Annotated in this window: 10 protein-coding genes; 7 read left to right on the top strand and 3 right to left on the bottom strand. The window is 68.2% G+C overall.

Translation table 11 applies throughout. The features are described 5' to 3' along the window. Window positions 1–79 precede the first annotated feature (79 nt). Window positions 80–2,065 (top strand): autotransporter assembly complex protein TamA, encoded by a 1,986-nt coding sequence (locus MZTS_RS02915; RefSeq protein ID WP_192281361.1) that lies wholly within the window; start codon window positions 80–82, stop codon window positions 2,063–2,065. After that, window positions 2,066–6,424: a translocation/assembly module TamB domain-containing protein gene (locus MZTS_RS02910; protein WP_192281358.1), complete on the top strand. Its 4,359-nt coding sequence runs from the start codon at window positions 2,066–2,068 to the stop codon at window positions 6,422–6,424. It abuts the gene before it with no gap. A gap of 78 nt (window positions 6,425–6,502) precedes the next feature. Here the strand turns inward: MZTS_RS02910 and cynS are convergent, their stop codons facing one another. Beyond that, window positions 6,503–6,991 (bottom strand): cyanase, encoded by a 489-nt coding sequence (gene cynS, locus MZTS_RS02905; protein ID WP_192281355.1) that lies wholly within the window; start codon window positions 6,989–6,991, stop codon window positions 6,503–6,505. A 291-nt stretch (window positions 6,992–7,282) separates the two neighbouring features. On the opposite strand from cynS, the gene MZTS_RS02900 reads away from it, so the two are divergent. Further along, window positions 7,283–9,175, top strand: coding sequence for a sigma 54-interacting transcriptional regulator (locus tag MZTS_RS02900; RefSeq protein WP_192281352.1), 1,893 nt, complete (start codon window positions 7,283–7,285; stop codon window positions 9,173–9,175). 222 nt (window positions 9,176–9,397) lie between these two features. Beyond that, window positions 9,398–10,924 carry a carbohydrate porin gene (locus MZTS_RS02895; protein ID WP_192281349.1) on the top strand — a complete coding sequence of 509 codons (1,527 nt, stop codon included), beginning with the start codon at window positions 9,398–9,400 and terminating at the stop codon, window positions 10,922–10,924. A gap of 13 nt (window positions 10,925–10,937) precedes the next feature. Here the strand turns inward: MZTS_RS02895 and MZTS_RS02890 are convergent, their stop codons facing one another. After that, the gene (locus MZTS_RS02890; protein WP_192281347.1) at window positions 10,938–11,987 is read right to left on the bottom strand and encodes a cytochrome-c peroxidase; all 1,050 of its coding nucleotides are present in this window, start codon (window positions 11,985–11,987) and stop codon (window positions 10,938–10,940) included. 79 nt (window positions 11,988–12,066) lie between these two features. After that, complete coding sequence (locus MZTS_RS02885) at window positions 12,067–12,435, bottom strand: cupredoxin domain-containing protein (protein ID WP_192281345.1); 369 nt, start codon at window positions 12,433–12,435, stop codon at window positions 12,067–12,069. Window positions 12,436–12,621: 186 nt separating this feature from the next. Here MZTS_RS02885 and MZTS_RS02880 point away from each other — a divergent pair, with 186 nt between their 5' ends. The 3 genes from MZTS_RS02880 to MZTS_RS02870 all read left to right on the top strand — a co-directional run bounded on the left by MZTS_RS02880 (window position 12,622) and on the right by MZTS_RS02870 (window position 17,292). Beyond that, entirely contained in the window at window positions 12,622–15,468 is a 2,847-nt protein-coding gene (locus MZTS_RS02880; RefSeq protein ID WP_192281343.1) for an EAL domain-containing protein, read from the top strand. Window positions 15,469–15,848: 380 nt separating this feature from the next. After that, window positions 15,849–16,706: a manganese catalase family protein gene (locus MZTS_RS02875; RefSeq protein ID WP_192281341.1), complete on the top strand. Its 858-nt coding sequence runs from the start codon at window positions 15,849–15,851 to the stop codon at window positions 16,704–16,706. Window positions 16,707–16,782: 76 nt separating this feature from the next. Next, window positions 16,783–17,292: a ferritin-like domain-containing protein gene (locus tag MZTS_RS02870; protein ID WP_009866737.1), complete on the top strand. Its 510-nt coding sequence runs from the start codon at window positions 16,783–16,785 to the stop codon at window positions 17,290–17,292. The last annotated feature ends 112 nt before the right edge of the window (window positions 17,293–17,404 follow it).

Below are 17,404 nucleotides of genomic sequence, written 5' to 3'. Positions count from 1 at the left end.
GGATGGCGACGGGTAGTTAACATCTGGATGCTTTGCTGGAGGCATCGCCGCTCGACGGACAAGGGACCTCACCGATCGAATGCTCCTCCGGATGAACTGCCCGCTGCGTTCGCCGGCCCTCGGTGGCGTTATCCTGAGTGTCGTGGCCGTCACCGCCCTGCCGCAGCCGGCGCGGGCCTTCGACCTGTTCGGCCTATTCGGCTCCGAGGAGGAGCCGCCGGCGCCGAGCCCCACGGCGCTGCCCTACACCCTGCGCATCACCGGCACCGACGACTCGGACATCCTGAAAGCGCTTCAGGATACCTCGACGCTCTACCGCCTGCGCCAGGAGGCGCCGCCGGATGGGGAGGGGCTGGTGCGGCGGGCGGAGGCCGATCTGCGCCGGCTGACCGATGTGCTCTCGGGCTACGGCTATTATCAAGGCACCGTCACCGTACGGATCGATGGCGTGCCCGTGACCGGGGAAGCCTCGCTCACCGCCGCCGCCCGCGCGGCCGAAGGCTCCCGCGCCCGGGCGCTGGTCCCGGTGAAGATCGTGGTCGATCTCGGCCCCGCCTACACGCTGCGCACCGTGCGCGCCCTCGATCCCCGCCAGCGCCCGTTCCCGGACGAGGTGCTGCCGGAACGCTTCACCCGCATTGACGACGATGTGCCGGCCCGCTCGGCCACGGTGCTGGCCCGCGAGGCCAAGATCGTCGATCGCCTGCGCGCCCTCGGCCACCCCTTCGCCAAGGTGGTGACGCGCGATCCCGTCGTGGACGACGCCGCCCATGTGATGGATGTGACCTTCACCATCGATCCCGGACCGAGAGCCGGGCTCGGAGAGGTGGCGGTGAAGGCGCCGGAGGGCATCGACCCGGCGGTGATCCGCTCCTTCATCTACACGGAGCCGGGCGATCCCTATTCGCCGAAGGCGGTCGCCGAGATCCGCCGCTCGGTCGCGCGGATCGAAGGGCTCGGCGCCGTGCGCGTGCGGGAGGGCGAAAGCCTCGATGCCGACGGCAACCTGCCGCTCTTCGTCGAGGTGAGCGAGCGCGAGCGCAACCTGATCGGCGTCTCGGCCCGCTATTCCACGGTCGATGGTCCGGGCGTGCGGGCCTACTACGCCAATCGCAATCTCTGGGGCGGCGGCGAGACCCTGCGGCTCGACGCCGACATCTACTATCTCGGCCTCGGCTACGATCCGTTCGCGACCCAGCGCAAGCTCGCCGGCATCGACACCACCGGACTCGGCGGTCGTCTCGCCGCGACCTTCGTGAAGCCGGCCCTCGGCGGCACCCGCAACGACCTGCTCGCCAACGCCTTCGTCACGCGGGAGGTGCAGCAGAGCTACTTCGTGGACGCGGCCGGTGCCTCGGTCGCCCTGCGCCACCGCTTCTCCGACACCTTCTCGGCCCAGATCGGAATCGATGGGCAGGTCGGCCGCTCGAAGGATGCCATCGGCACGGTCGATTACCGGCTGATCGGCGTGCCGGTCTCCGTCACCTACGATTCCACCGACAGCCTGCTCGATCCCACCGAGGGTGTCCGGCTCATCGCCTCCGCCGCGCCCTATCCGAGCTTCCTCGGCTCGGATCCCGGCATCTTCGTCGCGAAGGCGCAGGGCTCGACCTATTACGCCCTCGACGATGAAGCGAAATATGTGCTGGCCGGGCGCCTCGGCTTCGGCTCGGTCTCGGGGGCACGGCTCGACGAGATCCCCGACAATTTCCGGTTCTTCGCCGGCGGCGGCGGTTCGGTGCGCGGCTACGCGTTCCGGACCCTCGGCCCGCGCGGGCCGTTCAACCTGCCGATCGGCGGCCGCTCCCTACTGGAAGCCTCGATCGAGGCCCGGATCAAGGTCACCGACACCATCGGCATCGTGCCGTTCTTCGACGCGGGCACCGCCTTCGCCTCGTCCCTGCCGGATTTCGATGAGCGTATCCGCAAGGCCGCGGGCATCGGTGTCCGCTACTATACCGGCATCGGCCCGATCCGCGCCGATCTCGCCTTCCCCCTCGACCGGATCAAGGGGAATCGCGAGCTGCCGGTCGCCCTGTACATCAGTCTCGGACAGGCTTTCTGAATGGGATTTCTTGTGGGGACGTTTTCTCGCCGCATCGGCGGGCGCGGTATCGGGGCGGCCTTGGCCCTGCTCGGCCTGCTCCTTGTGGCCGCCCTCGTTCCCACCGATCTCACCCGCGCGGCGGATGGCGAGAAGACGGTGCTCGGCGGCATCCTCTCGAAGGCGCTCTCGACGCCTTCGTCTCAGGTGTCCATCGGCGCCGTCGACGGGGCCTTGTCCTCCGATGCCACCATCCGCGATGTCGTCATCAGCGATTCCGAGGGGCCCTGGCTGAAGCTCGACCGGGCTCGCCTCGTCTGGCGGCGCCTCGCCTTGCTCTCCGGCCGGCTCGAGGTCGATGCCCTTGAGATCGGCCGGCTCGAAGTCCTGCGCCGCCCCGTTCCCGGCCCGACGCCGGCCGAAGCCGAGCCTGATGGCAGCCTCCTGCCCGAACTGCCGGTGAAGGTGGAGATCAAGGGCTTTCAGCTGGCCGAGCTGATCCTCGGTGAGAGCGTTGCCGGCCAGCCGGCCCGGCTCGCGGCGGATGGCAAAGCCAAACTCGGCAATCCGTCCGAGGGGCTCGATCTCAGCGTGGATGCCCGCCGCCTCGATGCGGCCGGCCGCTTCGTCGCCCAGCTCCTGTTCGTGCCCAAGGGGGAGCGGCTGGATCTGAAGGCGAATCTCGTCGAGCCGGCGGGAGGGCTGCTCTCGAAGGCGGCCAACCTGCCCGGAACGCCGCCGATCGATTTCAACCTCGACGGTCACGGCACCCTCGATTCCTTCAACGCCAAGCTCGATTTCGATGCCGGTCCCGAGATCGGCGCGAGAGGCGGCGCCCGGCTCTCGCGCATCGGCACCGACCGGCGCTTGAGCCTCGATCTCACCTCCCGGATCGAAGGCTTGGTGCCGGGTCCGGCCGCGGCGGTCTTTTCCGGTGAGACCAAGCTCGAGGGCGGCCTGGCCTTCGCCGATGGCGGCGGGTTCCGGATCGACCGACTCGATCTCACCTCCCGCACCGCGCGGCTCGGCATCGGCGGCACCCTGACCGCCGACCGGGTGGCGGATTTCAGCATCGTCGCCCGCGCCGTCCCGACCGAGGGCGGCGTCACCAAGGCCGCCGAAGCGGAGTTGCAGAACCTGGTCTTCGACGGCAGCCTGAAGGGGCCGCTCTCGGCGCCGCGGGTGAAGGGCAACCTCAAGGCGGCCGGCCTTCGCACGCCAGGATCGGCCCTGGAGCGGGTCGAGGCCGCGCTGAACGTCGAGCCGACCGGCGCCGACCCGAAGGCGCAACGCTTCGCCGTCACCGCCGACGCGGCATTGGAAGGCCTGCACCTCGCCGATCCGGCCCTGCGCCGCGCCCTCGGCAGCCGGGCCAAGCTCACCCTGCGCGCCGCCGCCGGATCGGACGGCGTGCTCGATGTCAGCACCTTGGTCCTTGATGCCGACACCGCCCGCGTCTCCTATGCCGGACGGCTCGGCCAGAACACCCTGACCGGGACCGTCGACGCCGCCCTTGCCGATATCGGCGCGTTCTCGGGGGTTGCCGGCCGTAATCTGGCCGGGCGCCTCGATGCCACGGCAGCTCTGAGCGGCGACCCGGCCCGCAAGGCGCTCTCCGCCGATCTCGACCTGCGCGGCGGCGGTCTCGTGCTGGGTGAGGCGGTGGCCGACCGCCTCGTCGGTCGCGCTCCGACCCTGACGGGACGCATCTTCCAGACTTATGACGGCTATGGCTTCGACCGCCTGCGCTTCGACGGCGCCGAGATGTTCGCGACGCTCCAGGGCAAGGCCGACGCCCGGACCGCCGACGTGGCCGCCCGCATCGATCTGAAGACCCTGTCCGCCCTCGACGAGCGGTTGCTCGGACTGGCGAGCGTCGATGCGCGGCTGACCGGTTCCCTGGTCAAGCCGGCGCTGACCGCCGCTCTGCGCGCACCGGATGTCAGCGCCAATGGGCGGCCGATCCGCGACCTTCGCCTCGATGCCGCCTTCGGCGACCTGCGCGGCGCCTTCGACGGCACGCTGCATTTGAGCGGCGACATCGCCGGCAAGCCGCTCAAGGCCGAGGCCGCCGTCATCCGGCCGACGCGGACGGATTACGCCCTCGACCGCTTCACCTTCGCCCTCGGCTCCGTCGTGGCAGAGGGCCACGCCCAGATCGATGCCGACAGCCTGCTCGGAGACGGCAATTTGACGATCCGGGCCGGCGACCTCGCGGACCTGTCGCCGCTGGCTCTCGCTCCGATGGCCGGCCGCCTCGACGCGGCCGTGACGCTCTCCCGCGCCGCCGGGAAGCAGGACGCGGCGATCCGCGCCACCGGCGCCAGCCTACGCTACGGCAGCTTCGGCTTGGCCAAGCTCGATGCCGACCTCACCGGCCGTGATTTGCGGGCGCATCCGGTCGTCGACGGCCATGCCGCCATCGACCGGGTGATCGCCGCCGGACAGACCGTCGATACGGTGCGGCTCTCCGCGTCAGGAAATGCGGCGGCGAGCGACATAACCCTGACGGCTCAGGCGCGCGGCTTTGCCCTCGACGGGGCTGCGCGGCTGATCCCGGCCGAACGCACCCGGATCGAGATCGCCCGCTTCTCGGCCCAGCGCGGCGGAGACCGGCTGGCGCTGGCCGGGCCATCCGCGATCACCCTCGATGATGGCGCGGCCGTGATCGAGAATCTCGTCGTCGCCGCCGGCTCCGGCCGGATCAGCGTGCAGGGCAGGGCGGGCCCGGCCCTCGACCTCAAGCTCGGCATTCGCGCCCTGCCGCTGGCCCTCGCCCGGATCGCCAGCCCGAGCCTTGCGCTCTCCGGCACGCTGGAGGGGGAGGCCGATATCCACGGCTCCGCCGCCCGGCCGGAGGGGCGCTATGCCCTGTCGGTCGCCGGTCTGGTGACGCCGGAAACCCGCAAGGCCGGGTTGCCGCCGATCACCGCGCGGGCGAGCGGTACCCTGACGGAGGGACAGGCGGGAATCGACGGGCGCGTCTCCGCCGGACGCGGCGCCGACGTGACGGTGACGGGTTCGGTGCCGGTCGAGGCCGGTGGCGCGCTCAATCTGCGCGCCCGCGGCAGCCTCGATGCGGCCCTGGCCAATTCGATGCTGAGCACGACGGGGCAGCGGGCCACCGGCCGGGTGGCGCTCGATGCCGGCGTGACCGGCACCCTGGCGGCCCCGAAGGTGGAGGGCACGGCGACCCTCTCGGGCGGCAGCTTCAGCGATCCTCTCAACGGCATCCGTCTCACCGACATCCAGGGCCGCGTCACCGGGCGCGGCGAGACCATCGTGATCGAACGGCTCACCGCCGCGACCCGCAACGGCGGGCGCCTCGCCGTGGATGGACGGGTAGCGGTCGAGCCGGCCTCGGGTTTCCCCGGCTCCTTGCGCATCACCGCCGAGCGGGCCGAGCTGGTGTCGAGCCCGTTGATGACGGCGGTGTCGAGCCTCAACCTCGCCCTGTCGGGGCCGCTCGCCCGCACGCCGAAGATCAGCGGCCGGGTCGATGTCGTCTCCATCGACGTGTCGGTGCCCGACCGCCTGCCCGCGACGGTGCAGCCCCTGCCGGGCATCCGCCGGGTCAACGAGACACCGGAGGTGCGCGCGCGTCTCGCCAAGCGGGCGGAGCGGAAGGCCCAGATCGCGGCGGTGAGCCGCCGGAAGAAGCCGGCCCCGCCCTTCGATGCCAGCCTCGATCTGATCGTCAGCGCCCCGAGCCGCATCTTCGTGCGCGGTCGCGGCATCGATGCGGAACTCGGCGGCGAGCTGCACATCACCGGCACCTCCCGCGACCCACAGGCCAACGGCGATTTCTCGATGCGCCGGGGCGTGTTCGCCCTGGGCGGCCAGCGCCTCGACTTCACCCGGGGCCGGGTGTTCTTCGTGGGCGACCTCGCCCAACCCGACCTCGATTTCGCCGCCGAGACCAAGGCCGCCGACGTCACCGCCCGCGTCAACGTCACGGGCTCCGCCGCGCAGCCGGAATTCGTGCTCTCGTCGGATCCGAGCCTGCCGCAGGACGAGATCCTGTCCCGCATCCTGTTCAAGAAGGCGGCGGCCGGGCTCTCGCCGTTCCAGGCGCTGCAATTGGCGCAGGCGGTCGCCCAGCTCTCCGGCGGTGCCGGCGGGCCGGACGTGTTCGAAGCGGCCCGCAAGGGGCTCGGCCTCGACAGCCTCGACGTCTCGACCGGAGCGAGCGGCGGCCCTGCGGTCGGCGCCTCGCGCTACATCAACGACCGGATCAGCGTCGGCGTGAAGGCCGGTGCCAAGCCCGCCGACACCGCTGCGACGATCAATTACGACGTGACCCGCCGGATCAAGCTCAACGGAGAAGCCGGCAGCGACGGCCGCACCTCGGTCGGAGTCGGCGCGGAATGGGAGTGGTAGGGCGCCGACCCGGCCCTTCCCGGGGCGACACTCCCAGCGACGGGCGCTCGATCTGTCGAGCGCCCGGCACACAGCGTCCTACGGCTCCTTGAAGCCGTATTCCGGCACGCCGTCCTCGTTGCCGTAGTACTTGTAGGGCAGGAACTTGCCGGACAGATTCATCTTCACCCGGTCGCCCTTGTTGTTCGGCTCGCGCTCCATGGTCATGTTGAAGTCGATCGCCGACATGATACCGTCTCCGAATTCCTCCTGGATCAGCTCCTTCCAGGTGGTGCCGTAGACCATCACCAGCTCGTAGAAGCGGTAGATCAGCGGGTCGGTCGGCGGCATCTGCGGGATCGAGCCGCGATAGGGTGCCTCGTTCAGCATCCGCTCCTCGGCCTGGCTCAGACCGAACAGAGCGGCGGCCTTAGCGGCTTGCGCCTTCGGCAGCTTCATCTGACCCATGCAGGCGGCAGTGATCAGGATCGGCGAGATTCCGCCGATCTCGTCCTGGATGTATTTCCAGGTCCAGCCCTTCTCGCGCTTGATGTCGAGTAGCTTCTCGGTGAGGTCTTCGCGCTTCACGCTCTTCTCCTGTCGCTGGACGGCGAGCCGTATTCGGATGAACCGGTCCGGATGCCGGGGGCGTGGCAACCGGACGGTCGGATCGTCCACAGACCGGGACGGATCCTCAGGGTTCGCAGCGGAAAAGCGCACGCGCCTCGCCACGATGCCGCTGGCCCTGTACTGCGCAAGCGGCGTGCCATCGGCATTGCGGGATAAAAATCGCGTCGAATCAGTGATTTAGAGAGGCGGTGCGTCGCTATGAAATCTCGTCTATGACGAAATCTCGTAGAATGAGTGCGAGATCTCGTCGTGCCCGCTTCCGCTTCGGCATCGTCCCCTTCAGATTACGGCAGGGTCTTCGAGGAGACGCGCGAAGCCATGCTCGTGATCGAGCCTCTGGCCGACCGCATCGCCGACGCGAATGCCGCCGCCGCCCGTCTTCTCGGCCGGACCCGTGCCGATCTCCGGGCGATGGCCGTCAGTGCGCTGCACCCGGAGCAGCGCGCCGCCCTGATCGTATTCACGGAGGGGGTGCTCGCGCAGGGGCAAGGGTGGACCCAGGGCCTCACTCCGAGCCATGGCGGCGGCGCGACGCTGCGGCTCGAATACGTCGCCTCCCGGCTCTCGGGCGAGCCGACCCGCCTCCTCCTGACGCTGTTCGACCTCGACGAGCGCGAGCGCCGCCGGATCGACCGCGAGGCGGAGGAGCATATGCGGGCGGGCCTGCCGGAATGGCAGCGGATGGAGCGGATCTTTCGCGATATCGAGCGGGAGAACCGGCTGATCCTGCGGGCGGCGGGGGAGGGAATCTATGGCGTCAACGCTGAGGGGATCACGACCTTCCTCAATCCGGCGGCGGAGCGGATGCTGGGATGGGACGCTGCCGATCTCGTCGGCAAGGACATGCATGCCAGCGTCCACCACACCCATCCCGGCGGCGCGCATTACCCGCATCAAGATTGCCCGATCTACGCCGCCTTCCGCGACGGGGCGGTGCATCAGGTCGATGGCGAGGTGTTCTGGCGCCGGGACGGCACCTGCTTTCCCGTCGAGTACACCTCGACGCCGATCCGCGAACGCGGCCAGTTGCTCGGCGCGGTGATCGTCTTCCGCGACGTCAGCCAGCGCCGTGAGGCAGAGGAGCGGCTGAGGTCGGCACGGGCCGAGGTCGATTCCCTGCGCGAGCGCCTGGAGCAGGAGAATGCCTATCTCAAGGAGGAGATCCGGGCCGAGAGCCATCACCAGGGCATCATCGGCCGCAGCCCCGCCATCGAGGCCCTGCGCCGCCAGATCGATCTGGTCGCCGGCACCGACGCCACCGTCCTCGTCACGGGCGAATCCGGCACCGGTAAGGAACTGATCGCCCGGGCGATCCACGAGGCCAGCCGGCGGCATGACCGCCCGCTGATCCGGGTCAATTGCGCGGCCATCCCCCGCGAGCTGTTCGAGAGCGAGTTCTTCGGCCATGCCAAGGGCGCCTTCACCGGGGCCCTGCGCGACCGCATCGGGCGGTTCGAGCTGGCCGAGGGCGGGACGCTGTTCCTCGACGAGGTCGGCGAGATCCCCCTCGATCTTCAGGGCAAGCTGCTGCGCGTATTGCAGGAGCGCCAGTTCGAGCGCGTCGGCGAGGAGCGAACCCGCTCGGTCGATATCCGGCTGATCGCGGCGACCAACCGCGACCTCAAGGAGGAGGTGCGCCGCGGGCGCTTCCGCGAGGATCTCTATTTTCGCCTCAATGTCTTTCCCATCGCCTCGGCACCTCTGCGGGAGCGCCGCGAGGACGTGCCGCTGATCGCGCAGCACGTTCTGAAGGGCGTCGCGCGACGCCTCAACCGGACGGATCTGCGTCTGACGGAAGCCGATGCCCGCCGTCTCGTCCGCTACGATTGGCCGGGCAATGTGCGCGAGTTGGAGAACGTGATCGAACGTGCCACGATCCTGGCCGAGCGCGGACGTCTGCGCTTCGATCTGCCCGAGCCCCGCGTCACCGGCCCTGCACCGGCCTCGCCGGAACAACCGGCGCCGGGCGCCCGCCCGCTCAGCGAAGAGGAGCGCCGCCAGCGCGCCCGTACTGAGATCGAGGAGGCTTTGCGCATCGGTGGAGGCAAGGTGTTCGGGCCTGGCGGTGCCGCCGAACTCCTGGGACTCAAGCCGACGACCCTGCGGTCGCGCATGAAGGTGCTCGGTCTCGTGCGCCCCTGAACCGAGGGAAGGAGCCCGCCTCATCGCCCGTCACGACGCCTGTGAACCCAGCGCGCCGAAATCCGCCCTCCTGACGGGAGCCTTGCCTTCGCATGGCTGTCACCCCCTTCTGCTTGGGTCTCCGCCATCACCTCCCGGACCGGGCTGCCATGCCGCGATGGGGTTCACCACGCGCGAACACGATCTGCGCGCGTCAGCCGGAAATCCCTGTTGAGAGCGGAAATGACAGCGAACGGGTGGGCGAGACCGCGTCGCATCGGGCCCACGAGCGCCTGCGCGGCTCTGCTCCTGACGGCATTCTCCGCCAGTTCTCTGCTTTGGACGGCACTTCCGGCGCGGGCGCAGGCCCAGGAATCGCGCCCGCTCCCGCTGGCTCTTCCGCTCTCGGGCGCGGGCGGCGACCCTCAGACGGCGATCGCGCAATCCCGCACGTCGGACCAAGTCTCCGTCACCAACGAGGGATCGATCCAGGAGGCGCTCGGGCCCTACGGTGACCCGTTCGGCCTGCGCGCCTTCCTCGCCGCGCGCGGCATCACCTACGTCCTCACCTATATCGGCGAGGGCCTGTCGAACGTGTCGGGCGGATTGCGGCGCGGGGCGACCTATGGCGGTCGCCTCGACACGTCCCTCGACATCGATCTCGACAAGCTCGCCGGCTGGCGCGGGGCGCGCTTCCACACCGACTTCTTCCAGATCCACGGCCACGGCCTGTCGGCGCGCTACGTCAACAACCTCACCACGGTGACCGGCATCGAGGCGTTGCCCGCGACCCGATTGTTCGAGCTGTGGATCGAGCAGCGCCTGTTCGACGACAGGTTTTCCGTGAAGGTCGGGCAGATTTCGGCCGATACGGAATTCGCCATCGCCCAGTCGGCGGTGGTGTTCATGAACGCCGGCTTCGGCTGGCCCAATGTCGGCGCCGTGGTGATGCCGAGCGGCGGGCCGATCTACCCCCTGGCAACACCCGCCCTCCGCCTGAAATACGAGCCGACCCCGGAACTCTCCTTCCAGGGCGGCCTGTTCAACGGCGACCCGGCGGGCACACCGGCTCTCGGCGACATGACCGATCCGCAGCGGCGCAACCGCACCGGTACGAATTTCCGAGTCGACGACCCCGCTTTGCTGCTCGGCGAGGTGTCCTATGCCTATCCGTCCCTTCCCGGCACGGAGCGGCTGCCCGGCACCGCGACCCTGGGCGGCTGGTATCATTTCGGCCGCTTCGAGAGTCCGCGCCTCGACAGCGTGCAGGGACGCCTGCTGGCAGACCCGGAAGCCAGCGGCATCTCCCGCCGCTTTCGCGGCAATGCCGGGATCTACGCCATCCTCGACCAGACGATCTATCGGGAGCCGGGTACGGCCAGCCAGGGCGCCTCGGCCTTCCTGCGCTTCTCCGCCGTGCCGAGCGACCGCAACCTGATCGACCTCTATGTCGATACGGGCCTCGCTTATCGGGGCCTCTTTCCCGGCCGGCCGAACGACACGCTCGGCCTCGGCATGATCCATTCCCGCATCAGCCCGGAAGCCCGCGCCTTCGACCGCGAGTCGCTTCTCTTCGGTTCGGGCCCCCGGCCCCTGCGCAGCAGCGAGACGGTGTTCGAGGCGACCTATCAGGCGGAACTGGTGCCGGGCCTGACCCTTCAGCCCGATCTGCAATACATCATGCGCCCCGGCGGCGGCCTTCCCGATGAGAGCGGCCGGCGGCTGCGCAATGCCACGGTTCTGGGTTTGCGCGCGACGATCAACTACTGACCGGGAAACGCCGTCAGGGTTCGGGCGGCTCCGGGCCGAACGGCCGAGAAGCGGCGTCGGCGGAGCGGTCGTCGTCGAGGGTCTTCAGGAAGGCGATCAGATCCGCCTTTTCCTCGGCGCTGAGGGCGAGCGGGCGGATGTCGCGGGAGCGGCTCGGCCGGTCGATGCCACCACGGTCGTAGAGGTCGATCACCTCGTCCAGGGTCTTCCGCGAGCCGTCATGCATGTAGGGCGCCCGGCCGGCAACGTTGCGCAGGGTCGGCGTTTTGAAGGCGTAGCGCAGAGCCGTCGATGTCGGGAAGAAACGGGCTCGGCCGATGTCGTTGCCCTGGGCGACGCCAATGTCGTGGAACGAGCCGTCGCTGAAGGTCCAGCCGGAATGGCAGGCGGAGCAATGGGCCTTGCCGACAAACAGGTCGAAGCCCCTTTTGGCGGCCGCATCGACCGCCCGGGCATCGCCCTCGACCCATCGGTCGAACGGCGCCGGGCCCGAAACGATCAGGCGCTGGAACGTAGCCAGGGCCTGCTCGATGTGCTCCTGCGTGACGGGAGACCCGCCTCCGGGAAATGCCTTCTCGAACGCGGCGACGTAAGCCGAATCCGCGGAGACCCGCCGGACCATTTCCTCCGGCGTCAGGTTCATGTTGCTCGGAGAGGTCAGCGGCGTGCGGGCGACCACTTCGAGGCTGCGGAACTTGCCGTCCCAGCCGTAGGTCCCCTCGGTCCAGGCGGCGTTCAGGAGTGTCGGCGTGCGAAATTCCATCACGCCGCCATCGTTGCGGGGCGCCCGCGCATTGGCATCGGTCCAGCTCTGGCCGGGGATGTGACAGGTGGCACAGGTCCGTTCGCCGTCGCGGGAGAGGATGGGATCGAAGAACAGGGCGCGGCCGAGTTCGGCCTTCGCCGCCTGGTACGGATTCTCCTCAGGGAACGGAATCGCGTCCGGCCGTCGAAACTCGGCGAGTTTGGCCGAACGATCCGGCTCACCGGTCGTCGCGACCGCCCAACTGCCCACTGAGATCGCCAGGAAGGCCGCTATGGCCCCCACGTATATCCGAGCCATTCCAACCTCGATCGCATCGAATTTGGAGGCGTTGAATGAATATTTCGTAAACGCAAGCTGTAACGTAAGCTATTTTGAACTACTTCACGGAGACGAATAGCTTCATCTTCGGGTGGATGCCGCACAGAACGGTGAATTGACCGCGGCGCGGAAAGGATACCACGGTCTTGCTGCCTGGCCCTTGCTCGCCGGTGTCGAAGCTGAATTCGGGGCTGTCGAGATAGGCATGGTGAACGAGTTCGCCGTCATCGTTCACGATTTCGATCGCCTCACCGGCCTGCATGGTGATCGCTCCGGGCGCGAAGGCCCGGCCCTTCTGGGTGACCCGGTGCGAGGCCGGATCGCTCGCGACGGCAAGGGCTGTCCCGGATGCGGAGAGGGCGATCACGAGCAGAGCGGCGCCCGCCCGCCTCGGCGCGGTCGCACCCATCGAGCGCACGTCTGACATCAAACCTTCCCCGCTTCCCCACAGGGCGCCCCCGCGCGCTCAGTAAAGTCAGTTAAGCTTCCGTCAGGTTGCGTTCGCATTAACGCCGAACCGCGAAAAGACAGAATTGCTTCAGGCTTCGTAAGCGGGGGAGATTACCTTAACGATTGTCGGTCAGGCTCGCCTCGCGAAGCAAATGGCTCCCTGATGCGTTCTTTTCGACCTTTTCCGGGAAGTTTCCGGTGGCCTGCCGCCGTCGATGCGTTTCTGCGCAGCGGGCACACCATCCGTGGACGCATCTTCCTGGCGTTCCTGATGCTGAGCGTGATCACGGGATTGCTCGGCGGTTACGCTGCGTTCGGCATCATGACGACCGGTGCCCTGGTCGACAAAACCTACGATCGCTCTCTGATGTCGATCAACTACGCTCGCGCCGCCGCCGCCGACCTCGCGGCCCTCCAGGCCACGGTGGCCCGCGCCCGCCTCGCCGGCGACGCGGAAGAAAGGCGCCACCTGGAGGGGCGGATCGAGGAGCTGACGCAGTCCTTCGAGGAGGATCTCGAAATCGCGGTCGACCGCGCACAGTCCGACCGTGCCGCGCGGGAAGCGGCCGCCGCCAAGGATGCGGTGTCCCACTGGCTCGCCGCCCGTCGCGAGTTCGGACCCGACCGCCAGACCGTGGATGTCTGGCAAGCCCTCGACGCGCATGCGGCGGTGGCCGATCAGCACATCGATCTCTTCATCAATTTCACCGCCGGAGATGGCTTCTCCTACCGCCAGACCGCCCGCGCCATCGTCGCCCGCGACGTGCGGCTCAGCATCGCCGCGACCCTGGGCGCCATCCTGCTGTCCGGCATCGTCGCCCTGCTGCTGTCACGGCAGATCGTGCAGCCGGTGGCCGATGCCTCGACGGTCGCGAGCCGCATCGCCGCGGGCGAGCTGGATGTGACCGTGCCGAAGGGGGGCGACGACGAGTTCGGCGTGCTGCTGCGTTCCATGGCGGTGATGCGCGACAACATCGCCGCGATGATGCAGGAGGAGGTGTCGCAGCGACGCTCGGCGGAAGGGTTGCTTGCCGACGCGGTGCAGGGCTCGACGGAGGGGATCGTCGTCGTCGATGCCTCGGGGTGGATCGTCCTCGCCAACGAGCGCGCGGCGGCCTTGCTTGGGTTCACGGCGGCGGAAGCCGGCCGTCACCGTCTTTCGGAAACCTGTGGTTCGGCCGTCGGCGATGCCCTGCTCGCCATGCCGAACGACGGTGTGGCCACCGCCGAGACCCGCTCCGCCGATGGACGCTGGTTGCGCATCAGTCGCAGCCCGACGCGCGACGGCGGCTTCGTCGCGGTCTGCAGCGACGTGTCCCTGCTCAAGGACCAGGAGGATCGGCTCAAGCGCGGCAATTCCCAGCTCGATGCGGCGCTCAGCAACATGCTGCAAGGCCTCTGCCTCTACGATGCCGAGGGGGGATTGCTGGTCTACAATCGCCGCTTCGCCGATATGCTCGGCATCGACGCGGCGGCCCTGCGGCCGGGCATGAGCCTGCGCGAGGTCGCCGGCCTCGTCGAGGCCGCCTCCGGGGACGGCCGTGCCTTCAACCTGCTGATGGAGCAACAGGCGCTGCTCCAGCGCGGCGCGAGCGGTTCCCTGTGTTGTCCGATCCGGACAGATTGCATCGTCTCCCTGAGGCAGCAGCCGACCGCCGAGGGCGGCTGGATCGCCACCTACGAGGACGTGACCCAGCGTTACGAGGCGGAGGCTCGCATCATCACCATGGCGCGCCGCGACGCGCTGACGGGGCTGGCCAACCGCATGGTATTCGGCGAGCGGCTGGAAGAGGCGTCCTCGCTTCTCGGCGAAGGCATCGGCTTCGCCACGCTCTGCCTCGACCTCGACCGCTTCAAGGAGGTCAACGACACTCTCGGCCATCCCGTCGGCGACAGCCTGCTGCGCAGCGTCGCGGACCGGCTGCAGGGCTGCTTGCGGGACACCGACCTCGTCGCGCGGTTGGGCGGCGACGAATTCGCCATCGTCCAGGCAGGTCCGCAGATCCGTGACGACGCGATCGTCCTGGCCAAGCGCCTGATCGCCGCCTTCCAGAGCCCGTTCCTGCTGGACGGCCACACGGTGACGGTCGGGCTCAGCATCGGCATCTCGTTGGCGCCGGAGCACGGAACCAGCCCGGAGAAGCTGCTCAAGAGCGCCGACCTCGCCCTCTACCGCGCCAAGGCGGCCGGGCGCGGCGGCTGGTGCTTCTTCGATGAGGAGATGGATCTCGAACTGCGCAGGCGCCGGGCTCTGGAGAGCGACCTCAAGCAGGCGGTGCGGAACGGGGAGTTCGAGCTGGTCTTCCAGCCCATCGTCAAGCTGGACCAGCCGCGCATCGCCTGCTGCGAGGCGCTGCTGCGCTGGCGGCATCCCGTCCGCGGTTATGTCTCCCCGGCGGAGTTCGTCCCGCTCGTGGAGGAGACCGGCCTCATCGGCGAGATCGGCGAATGGGTGCTGCATCGGGCCTGCGCCGAGGCCGCGACTTGGCCCGGCGGCATCGGCGTCGCGGTCAACGTCTCGCCGGCGCAATTCAAGCACGCCGCCGTCGTCCGGGCTGTGAAAGCGGCCCTGGCCGCGAGCGGGCTGCCGTCGAACCGGCTCGAACTGGAGATCACCGAGTCGGTCCTTCTCACCGACAACATGGCGACGCTGGCGACGCTCCATACCCTGAAACGCATCGGCGTTCGGGTGGCCATGGACGATTTCGGCACCGGTTTCTCGTCGCTGAGCTATCTGCAGAGCTTCCCCTTCGACAAGATCAAGATCGACCAATCCTTCGTGCGCAATCTCGAAGTGACCGGCAATGCGCGGTTGATTGTGCGTTCCGTCATCGGGCTCGGTCGCAGCCTCGGCATCACCACGACGGCGGAAGGGATCGAGACCGAGGCACAGCTCGAACAGCTCCGCCTCGAAGGCTGCGAAGAAGGCCAGGGCTACCTCTTCAGCCGCCCGGTGCCCTCCGCTCGCATCCGCGAGCTGGTCGTCGCCCTGGGGCGGAATGCTGCCTGATCCCGACCCCGGTCGATCAGACCGGAGGCGGGATCAGGAAGCCCGCGCGGCGTCTGAGCGAAGCCTACATCCGCCATCCCGAAGGGATCGACCGGATTGGGTATGAGACGAAGGAACATCGTCCGAACACTGCAGCCACCGAACAGGGATCCGAAGGCTAGGGATCCCGCGCGGAGCTCGACTGCATATCATAATTTAAGTTATGCACATTGCTATACCAGAACAACATATGATGGGATGAGCTTGACGGCAAGTTTCCTCTGAACAAACCACGCGCAAGGCGATTTCCAAGGCACCGAAGCGAAGGCACAGCCCGGCCGAAAGACCCGGCTCTGCGTTGCCGTATGGCTTGTGCTTCGCGCAGCCGAGGAATCGAGCCAATGTATTATCACGACAAGCGTCTTCAGTACCCGGTTCGCGTCGATAGCCCGGATCCGGTCTATGCCCGCATGCTGCAGCAGGCGATCGGCGGCGTCGAGGGCGAGATCCGCGTCTGTATGCAATACTTCTTTCAGGCCTGGGGTAATCGCGCACCGAATACGAAGTATCGTGACATGCTGCTCCATACGGCGACGGAAGAAATCGGCCATATCGAGATGCTCGCCACGGCTGTCGCGATGAACCTGGAGAACGCACCGACCAAGGTTCAGGAAGCGGGTGCCGCCGACGCCATCGTCGGCGCGGTGATGGGCGGCGAGAATCCGCGCCATATCGCCGAGGGCATGCTGCACAAGCACCTGCTCTCCAGCGGAATGGCCGCCTTCCCCGGCAATTCGGACGGCGTGCCGTTCGACATGAATCACATCTATGCCAGCGGTAATATCGCCGCGGATATGTACTGCAACGTCGCTGCCGAGGCGACCGGCCGGACGCTGGCGGTGCGCCTCTCCAACGCGACCAACGATCCCGGCATGAAGGACATGTGGAGTTTCCTCATCGCCCGCGACACGATGCACCAGCAGCAATGGCTGGCGGTGGTGGAGGAACTCGGCGGGGTGGAAGGTGCCCTGCCGATTCCGAACAGCTTCCCGCAATCGGAAGAGAACCAGAAGTTCAACTACAGCTTCTTCGCGACCAACCGCGACGGTGCGCCGCCGCCGGAGGGACGCTGGACGAGCGGCCCCTCCCTCGACGGCAAGGGCACCTTCAACGTCTTCCAGAACGAGCCCATGGGCCAGGAGCCGGTCCTCGGTCCGGCGCGGCCGGATAGCGGCGCCGAGAGCCAGCAGATCGGCTGATCCATCCTCGCCCGTCCGGCCGACCGCCGGGCGGCCCTTTCTCATCCGGCAGCGATCGCATCAGGAGAAGCCGACGATGACGCTCGATACGCGCGAGATCTACGTCACCGCCCTCAAGAACACGCACGCCCTGGAAATGCAGGCCCTCCAGATCATGGAGCGCCAGGTCGAGCGGCTCACCCGCTATCCCGAGATGGAGGAGGCTCTGCGCCGCCATATCGAGGAGACCCACGGCCAGCGCACACGCCTGGAAGAGGCACTTCAGTCCCTCGGCGACAGCCCTTCGACGCTCAAGGAAGGCTTTCTCGGCTTCGTCGGGAACATGATGGCACTGGGTCACACCCCGGCGCAGGACGAGATCTTGAAGAACACCTACGCCAACCATGCCTTCGAGAATTTCGAGATCGCGGCCTACGAATCCCTGCTGACGATCGGCGACGTGGCCGGGCAGGGTGGAAACCTCACCGGCTTCCGGCAATCGCTTCAGGAAGAAGAGGCGATGGCACGCCGGGTGCGCGATCTGATCGGACCGACGACGAAACGCTACATCGATCTCTCGGTCGCGGGTGAGAAGGCGGATCGCTGAGCCGAGGCCGGCGCGCACCACGCACGACGAAACGCACCGGATCGGAGGTATTCCGATCCGGTGCGCGGTCATGGAGAAGGGGGCACCGGCTTCTTGGAAGAGACCGGTGCCG

Source organism: Methylorubrum zatmanii (assembly GCF_014845115.1).
Lineage (GTDB): Bacteria > Pseudomonadota > Alphaproteobacteria > Rhizobiales > Beijerinckiaceae > Methylobacterium > Methylobacterium zatmanii.
The sequence above is the reverse complement of the archived record's forward strand: the minus strand, read 5'-3'. Positions and strand labels throughout refer to the sequence as shown.